This window comes from Nostoc paludosum FACHB-159 (assembly GCF_014698835.1).
Classification (GTDB): Bacteria; Cyanobacteriota; Cyanobacteriia; order Cyanobacteriales; family Nostocaceae; genus Nostoc; species Nostoc paludosum.
This window is the reverse complement of sequence record NZ_JACJTU010000116.1, coordinates 1-7,173: the sequence shown is the minus strand read 5'-3', so window position 1 is coordinate 7,173 and position 7,173 is coordinate 1. Positions and strand designations below refer to the sequence as shown.

Sequence of the window (7,173 nt, the reverse complement as noted above, 5' to 3'; positions counted from 1 at the left end):
TAGTTATCAAAGCCAATATTGAAGGCTTGTGTGTACTAATAAATGCTTTTATTTTCGCCATTGCCCAGCCTGGGCGCAATGAAATGGCTGAGGTTTTTGACGGCGATACCGAAGTTTATGAGGTAGTCGTGAAAGTGGTCAACACTTATGACGAACTCTTTCCAGTTCCTTATCAAATATCAAAATCATGAAACTCTCGAATCTCCTTTCCACACTCGATTCACAAATCCCCATTGCTGCGGTTGATGTCCTGGCTCCTGATGAAGCGACTATCATTCAGTGGCTGACTACAGAGGCAAACAACAAACTCAACAGTCCTGTCTTCTTCTGGAATCTGGGAGTATCAACCCTGGAGCAATGTTTAATCGCAGCAGATGGAGGATTAATATTTAAGCCCGTTGCGGAGTATAAAAGACCTCTTCAGGCTGACCCATTGTTATATGTGTTTGATTACATTGCGAATTTTAGTGGTGATGGAGTTTTCATATTAGGTGATATTCACTCATTCATTGGTAAGAATTCACCTCAATTGAGTTGGGAGATTTTAAGCAAGGTAAAAAACCTTTATCACAGGTTAAAACCAACTGATAAACGCATTGTACTTTTAGGACAGAACATACAATTACACGAATCACTAGTCAGACTGATTCCTTATTGTGAAGTCCCTTTACCTAGTATTGACCAAATACTTGAGCATATCAATGCTTACTTACATGACTTACAACAGTCTGCTATTGAGCAAGAACTAACTTTTGCTATTTCCCTGGAACATGCACAAAAGGAAACTCTTTCTCGTGCAGCACTGGGTTTAACTTTAGAAGAAATCAGCGATTTTCTGCGGTTAACTGTCAAAGAAAACTTAACTAATGATGGTGTCGTCGTTGACGCTGATTTCATTCCCAAAGCTGTCGAGTACAAAACTCGGTTACTGTCTCAAATGGGTATCGAGTTGGGTAAACCTGCGACAATCGCATTCGGCGGTTTGGATAACTTGCGCGAGTGGTTAAATCGGCGGCGGCGTCTGTTTACGCAAGAGGCACGAAGTCTTAGCTTACCTCAACCCAAAGGGGTGTTACTAGCTGGCCCACCTGGAACAGGTAAGAGCCACTGCGCTAAAAATATTGCTAATATTCTCAATTTACCACTCTTACAGTTAGATATTGCATCTCTTCTAGGTTCACTAGTTGGCGAGTCCGAAAGCAATGTCAAACGTGCTTTGAAAACAGCAGAAGCGATCGCACCTTGCGTTTTGTTCGTAGATGAAGTGGAAAAAGCACTTTCTGGTCAGGGTGATACTTCAGGTGTTAGTCAAAGGATTCTTGGAACCTTGCTTACGTTCATGAGTGAGTGTACTGCTGGAGTATTTATTGTAGCTACCTGCAATGACCCATCAGCACTACCAACTGAATTTAAACGCAAAGGTCGCTTCGATGAATCCTTTTTTGTGGATCTGCCCACTGAACCAGAACGGGTACAGATTTTAGGAATTCACCTGGAACGATTCGGTATTCAAGTACAGCTTGAATATCTCGAAGCAGTTGCAGCCAATACTGCAAAGTTTTCGGGCGCAGAATTAGAAACGCTGGCTGCTGAAGCTGCACTGCTGGCATTCGATGAAGGCAGACCTCAGCAGGTAACTTTGGGCGATCTGGAAAGTTGCCGAAAAACCATCACGCCACTGGCCATTCAAGATGCGGCGGCGGTAGAAAGAATGAGGGATTGGGCTAGCACTGCCCGAAGAGCTAGTAGTCCTGTTGTCGCAGCGAAAACTCAATCTTTGCGTACTGCTAAGTTTCGCAACATGAACTGATGCTGATAGCGGTCGTCCTATGAAGGGCGATCGCTGTTTTAGTAATATCAGCAGTTTTTTAATAGTTAATAAGGCAAATAAACATGACAACAGATTTAGTGACTTATTACGGGCAAACTGAAAAAATTAACGAACTGGTTGATAATTATGGTGCTTATCTAGAGAAGTTAGACAGAGGAACCAAATTGTTACTGCGAATGACTTTAGCTTACTTTGTTTTCATACAAGAGCAAAAGAGTAACTCTGGTGAATATACACTAACTGATGCTTTGAAAGAAGCATTGTTCGTGAGATTTCGCTCTGATTTTATCCCCAAAGATTTATCCAATGTCTGCTCTGTCCTAGAAGGACTAACGGCAGACGAAGCTGAAACATTACTTGAAGCATTACAACACCAAATTCGATGGGGCAATGCCCAAAAATTAACGAGTTAATTGGATAAGAAAAATGGAAATCTATTTAGTTTTCGTTAATGCAATTCAGAACAGTAATAAATTTTGGAGCGCCAAAGTTGAAAACAGCACTTTGACTGTGCAGTGGGGACGTGTTGGTTATCAGGCACAGATCAAAGTCCACACATTAAGAAGTTATGAACAGGCTGTTAACAAGTTCCATAACTTGGTAGCCGAGAAGAAGATGAAAGGCTACAGCGAAACTCAGCCACAAATGGACGGCTTACGCTGCGTACAAGATATTAGACGAGCTATTCAATTATTAAGTTATATCCGCACTTGTATTGCTAGTCATATCTACCATGATGGCTATATTGCTGCACTCAATGAGTACCTAAAAATCGTTCCCACACCTCTGGGAATGCAGATAGATTATCACGGAATTTACAGAAGTGTTACTGATGTTGACTATCAAATGGAATTGCTTAATTCTCTGTTAGTTACACCTGTACCACTTCCTGCTCCGGTGGCTGTCGCTTCTACTCCTGAAACAACAACAGAACCCAATGTAGTCAGTCTCAAAACTATCAGTAAGAATTTCTGGCGGCATTTGTGATTGTAAAGGTGCAGATGTAAACTTTTGGTAAAAGTAGGAGCAAAAAACAATGCCTAACGCAGAAAAACTACATTACGATTATGGCTCTGAATTTGAGGAGGGCGAAGAATCAAGTTGGTTGTGGATAGCAGAGATGAAAACCCCGCACTGCCTGAACCTCATTGCTATTGCCTGCTTCTTAGTGCGCGAGGAACTCGTGCCGCAGCGCTAATTAAAAATTTTCAATCCTTATCCCCAGATGAAGCACAAGAGTATGCAAGAAAATTAGTTCTTGGCTAAGTAAAAAATAGAAACTCCAGATTAAAAAGCGGTAGATTTTTAATTAATCTACCGCTTTTGTATAGATTTAATACCTTAATAAATAGGTAGATTCTTCAATCAATTCAGGCAAGAGATATGAAGACTCAAAAGATAGTTTACCAATCATCTATGGCTTCAAATAATCAAAGTAAATTAGTTCTTCGTCGGACTCGAAAAAGATTTAGCCCCAGGATTCTCATTGACCTTACTATACAAGCATTTGCAATTGTATCGCTACTCTTCACCGCTTTTTCAGGAGTAGGAGCAATGGCATGTTGGGGGCTGGAAGTTATTGATACAAGTGCTAATCCCAACATAGTTATCTCTGGTTGGCAGCAGCAGAAGAATATTTGCTTGGGAGTAATGCTGGTAAGTTTTTCCGCGTTTTTGGGTACTGCCTTGGTTGGAGCAAGTTTCAGTATTCAGCAGGACAAATTTTAGGAGGTTGAAGAAGTATTCAGCCCCAACTGAATTCAGGAGCAAAGCCGGAGAAGCTCGCGGCTTGGCGTCAGAATGCAATTCTAGGGGGGATTCAGACCCGCCACTGATTTTAGGCCACCAAATTTTCAATTTCATGGAGGTGTAAAAAGGCCGTTTATTCATCTGCCACTCGTACAGAATTTATACTGAATTCTGGCTCATGACTCCTGAATACTGTTTTGATAATTCAAAATTCCCAAGCTAGAAGCCAGAATAAGTTTTTCAAAATTTTGGCTTCTAGATTCAGCTTTTAACAAGGCTTCTTTTACTAGAAAAGTTTTATAATATTAATAATTAATTCTTAAAAATCAACAGCTTCGCCAAGAATTTTTGAAAATCTTCAAAATTTTCCATGTAAATGCTCTGTAAAAAAAGTAGCAATGGCATTGATTAAAGCCTCTGCTTCTCGAATGAGCAAGTACAAATAATATTCACACAATTAGATTCCAGATGAAGGAGGTAATTCTCATGATTAATGAAATTAAATTAGGATTAGGTAATCCACCACTACCCATCTATCTATATATTAAGAACGAAAAAAGGGATAACGAACAATATTGTTGGTATAGATTTTTGCGGGAGCAGGATAAGAAAATTCCTGTTTATGAAACGGAACTAACTGGTTATATTAATGAAATCCGAATTACTCAAAAAGAGTACGAAGGGGAGGACACTCTCAAGTTAGATATTGTCGTTTCTGCTGATGAAATTTATGTCATCAGAAGCGGAATCAATACCAATTTCGCCAAATCTTTCTTACTTACTGCCTCATTAATTGAAGATTTTTCTCAACCGCTAATAATTGCCGTTAATCCTGGAAAGAAAAACACAGTATTTTGTAGTATAAAAGATGCTCAAACAAGGTTTAAATTCAAGCGTGATTGGGACAATAACGCTGATTGGGATGAGCTAATTAAAAGTCTTCAGTTGAAGCTGTCTTCTAATCCAAAGTTTGAACTCGACGAACAAGAAATTGCTCCTATTACACAACCACAGCCACCTCAACCAAAGTCCGCTACGGTTCATTCACAAGACTTGCGAATCAAACAAATCCGCACGCTAACTAATTATCCAGTAGATTTAATCAAAGAGTGGCTCCAGTTTCAGAATGCATCTGCTCCTAGCGAACTTCATGTATCTGTGGTCGATAAACTAGTGAAAGATATTTGCCTTGCCTGGGCAGCAGACAAGATCGATCCTAATTACGCCGCCAGTTCATACCAGCAGCAGGTGTTAGGTGCAGTTGCTAATGGTATGGATGAAGTGACGGCAATTCAGGCTTGGATGAACTACGTTATGGGTCAGAGGGCTACTGTTAGTTCTCGTTAAATTTAAATTTCATAAGACAGTTTGAAACTGCCTTTTTTTCTTCTCAACCAGTAAAGTAAAAATCAGATGTTTTTATTTAAACTTTATGGGCTTAACAATTCACTATAAATTTAATGCTGGTGAACGCAGCACAGAAGAAGTGCGTCAACTGATTAAGTCACTACATCAAGCAGCAAAAGACTTAGCGTTTGAGCAATTAGATGAGGAAATTATTGAGCTAATGGGAGCAGAATGTACTATTCCTAAAGGCTCAATCCCAGATCGTTGGTTTATTTTAAAACTTAATGCAATCAAAAGAGACATCCACAACTTTAATTATGAGGAGTATCCAGTTCATATTATTGGATTTACATCACTGCCAAGACCAGGAACAGAAGAATTAGATATTTTTCTGTGCCGCTACCCTGATTCCCTTGAATGGATGGCGCAGTCTCGGTGCAAAACACAATATGCTTCTTTACCCGAATATGGTGGCGATGCCAATTTCGCACTAGCGCATACAATGATTATTGCCCTACTTGATAAAGCTCAAGAATTAGGAATACTTGAAGAAGTAGTGGATGAATCTGGTTATTGGTCAGACCGGAATCCACATAAATTAATTGCCGAAGGTGAGAAGTGGAATAACTTAATAGTTGAAATTGGCAATATTCTAGGGCGAATTCCTGATGCACTGAGAAATTTTTGGAATTAATTCACCTCAGACAGCATTAGGCACTCAGCGGTTCTGGTTCTGTATCAGCTATTTCCAAAACCCGACGCAACCAATCAAGAGTTGTAACAGCCGCAGCTTGTTTTTGTTGGGTATTAGACCAGATATTATCCCAATCAAACAGCCAACTAGTCAGTAGACGAACTAAGTCAACTAACTCGCAAGCCCGGTCAATGTCATCCGCTTTCACCATGTCTGGTACAGTCCACTCAATAAAGTAGCGACTTTCTTTTACCAGAGGCAGCATTAAATCCTTTGATGAGTTTTGAGTCCATAAAGACTGAATTTGCGACAAGTGACTTGCCAAATGATGTAAGCGGGTGGAAACATCATCTTGCATGAAAAGTTGTTGCTCTGGTGTCGGTTCAATCATAAGTCTCCTAAGAACTCGTTAATCATTTGAGCGACTTTTTCTCTAATACTAGGGTCAATTATTTCCATTTTACGATTTTGACGAGGGCGGAGGTTGACCATCGATTCGTAAATAATTCTTCCCGTGGTAGGCATAAAACTGGCAGCCCAAATATCTTGTTGTCTACTGCCATCTTTCAACAACTCTTTTTCACAATCAGCGTGCAACTCGCCGCCACCAGTCAACACTCGCCGTTCGATATCAACTGCGGTTTTGATGTAGAACTTGTGCTGTTGCAGCATAAGTTCAAGTTGCTGTGGGGTCGCGCGCTCGCGTAAAAGCAAAATCATACAATTGAAAACCTCTGTAATATCATCAAAGCTAACTAGAAGGGCGCTCTGTTTCTTGCAACCAACTTAAAATAGTCAGCGCTAACTCCCAGGATTCGCGCCGCTCCCAATTAGGTAAGTGATTCAGTGCTTTTGCAAGAAATATGGCTGGGTTTTCTAATTCCCCACCACGAGCCGCAACACCATCCCTAACGAGTGCCCCCAAAGTGGCAGCTTGATTCCCTTTATAGTCAGGCTGTCTCTTAATTTCCTCAATAATCCAATCAGGAACTGTTATGGTTTTAAATCCTGGTTTCGGCATATTCGGCAGAGCAATTAGTTTTCTGATGGTACGGTAGTTTACGTCATAGATGCAAATTTTCGTATGGTACAGTATGGTAATAAAATAGGACTCAGGAATCAGGAGTCAGAATTAGGCAGGGAGAATTCAGTCCCACAGATGGGAAAGTTGACCACTAAATATGTTTTTTTTTACTGCGGGTCAAAAATGAGCTTTTTCGGTCGGAACACACGAATCGTATTCTGACTTCTAGTTCCTGGCTCCTGATTGCTGAATTCTATTTCGATAAATTTATTAAGCGATCGCCGTGGCGTTAAGACTGCGATCGCTCATGCCGAAGCACTACCCCCAACAAACCTTGGAGGATTTATAGATGTTACCAAAAACGCGCATTCCAGATATATCTCCATTAACTTTTTGTAGACAAATTAAATCTGCTTATACTGGAATGTCTCTGGAGTCAGTAGAATGCCTTGAGAGCGAACGCGGAATTTTTAAAGAGTACTGTTCAATTCTTTCAAGAGAACTGGATGTACCTTTCAAAACAGTGCA

The 7,173-nt window shown here is 40.4% G+C and carries 11 protein-coding genes; 8 read left to right on the top strand and 3 right to left on the bottom strand.

Features of this window, described 5'->3' with window-relative positions:
- The 8 genes from H6H03_RS38600 to H6H03_RS38565 all read left to right on the top strand — a co-directional run.
- Positions 1–191: hypothetical protein (locus H6H03_RS38600; RefSeq protein WP_190960264.1), on the top strand; the 191-nt coding region annotated here is incomplete at its 5' end.
- A complete protein-coding gene (locus H6H03_RS38595) occupies positions 188–1,810 on the top strand; it encodes an AAA family ATPase (protein WP_190960263.1) in 1,623 nt (540 codons plus the stop codon). The genes H6H03_RS38600 and H6H03_RS38595, both read left to right, overlap by 4 nt.
- Before the next feature lie 83 nt (positions 1,811–1,893).
- Positions 1,894–2,244 carry a hypothetical protein gene (locus H6H03_RS38590; RefSeq protein WP_190960262.1) on the top strand — a complete coding sequence of 117 codons (351 nt, stop codon included), beginning with the start codon at positions 1,894–1,896 and terminating at the stop codon, positions 2,242–2,244.
- A gap of 13 nt (positions 2,245–2,257) precedes the next feature.
- The gene (locus H6H03_RS38585) at positions 2,258–2,818 is read left to right on the top strand and encodes a WGR domain-containing protein (RefSeq protein WP_190960261.1); all 561 of its coding nucleotides are present in this window, start codon (positions 2,258–2,260) and stop codon (positions 2,816–2,818) included.
- A 49-nt stretch (positions 2,819–2,867) separates the two neighbouring features.
- Positions 2,868–3,029, top strand: coding sequence for a hypothetical protein (locus tag H6H03_RS38580; RefSeq protein ID WP_190960260.1), 162 nt, complete (start codon positions 2,868–2,870; stop codon positions 3,027–3,029).
- Between the two features lie 185 nt (positions 3,030–3,214).
- The gene (locus H6H03_RS38575) at positions 3,215–3,559 is read left to right on the top strand and encodes a hypothetical protein (protein ID WP_190960259.1); all 345 of its coding nucleotides are present in this window, start codon (positions 3,215–3,217) and stop codon (positions 3,557–3,559) included.
- A 507-nt stretch (positions 3,560–4,066) separates the two neighbouring features.
- A complete protein-coding gene (locus H6H03_RS38570; RefSeq protein ID WP_190960258.1) occupies positions 4,067–4,927 on the top strand; it encodes a hypothetical protein in 861 nt (286 codons plus the stop codon).
- 85 nt (positions 4,928–5,012) lie between these two features.
- Positions 5,013–5,621, top strand: coding sequence for a hypothetical protein (locus H6H03_RS38565; RefSeq protein WP_190960257.1), 609 nt, complete (start codon positions 5,013–5,015; stop codon positions 5,619–5,621).
- A 16-nt stretch (positions 5,622–5,637) separates the two neighbouring features.
- On the opposite strand, the gene H6H03_RS38560 is transcribed toward H6H03_RS38565, so the two are convergent.
- Genes H6H03_RS38560 through H6H03_RS38550 form a run of 3 tightly spaced genes read right to left on the bottom strand, consistent with a single transcriptional unit; the run spans position 5,638 to position 6,642 of the window.
- Positions 5,638–6,012, bottom strand: a complete 375-nt coding sequence (locus H6H03_RS38560; protein ID WP_190960256.1) for a hypothetical protein — start codon at positions 6,010–6,012, stop codon at positions 5,638–5,640.
- A complete protein-coding gene (locus tag H6H03_RS38555; protein ID WP_190960255.1) occupies positions 6,009–6,341 on the bottom strand; it encodes a DUF5674 family protein in 333 nt (110 codons plus the stop codon). The genes H6H03_RS38560 and H6H03_RS38555 overlap by 4 nt, the downstream gene beginning before the upstream one ends.
- Positions 6,342–6,372: 31 nt before the next feature.
- Positions 6,373–6,642 (bottom strand): hypothetical protein, encoded by a 270-nt coding sequence (locus H6H03_RS38550; protein WP_190960254.1) that lies wholly within the window; start codon positions 6,640–6,642, stop codon positions 6,373–6,375.
- Between the last annotated feature and the right edge of the window lie 531 nt (positions 6,643–7,173).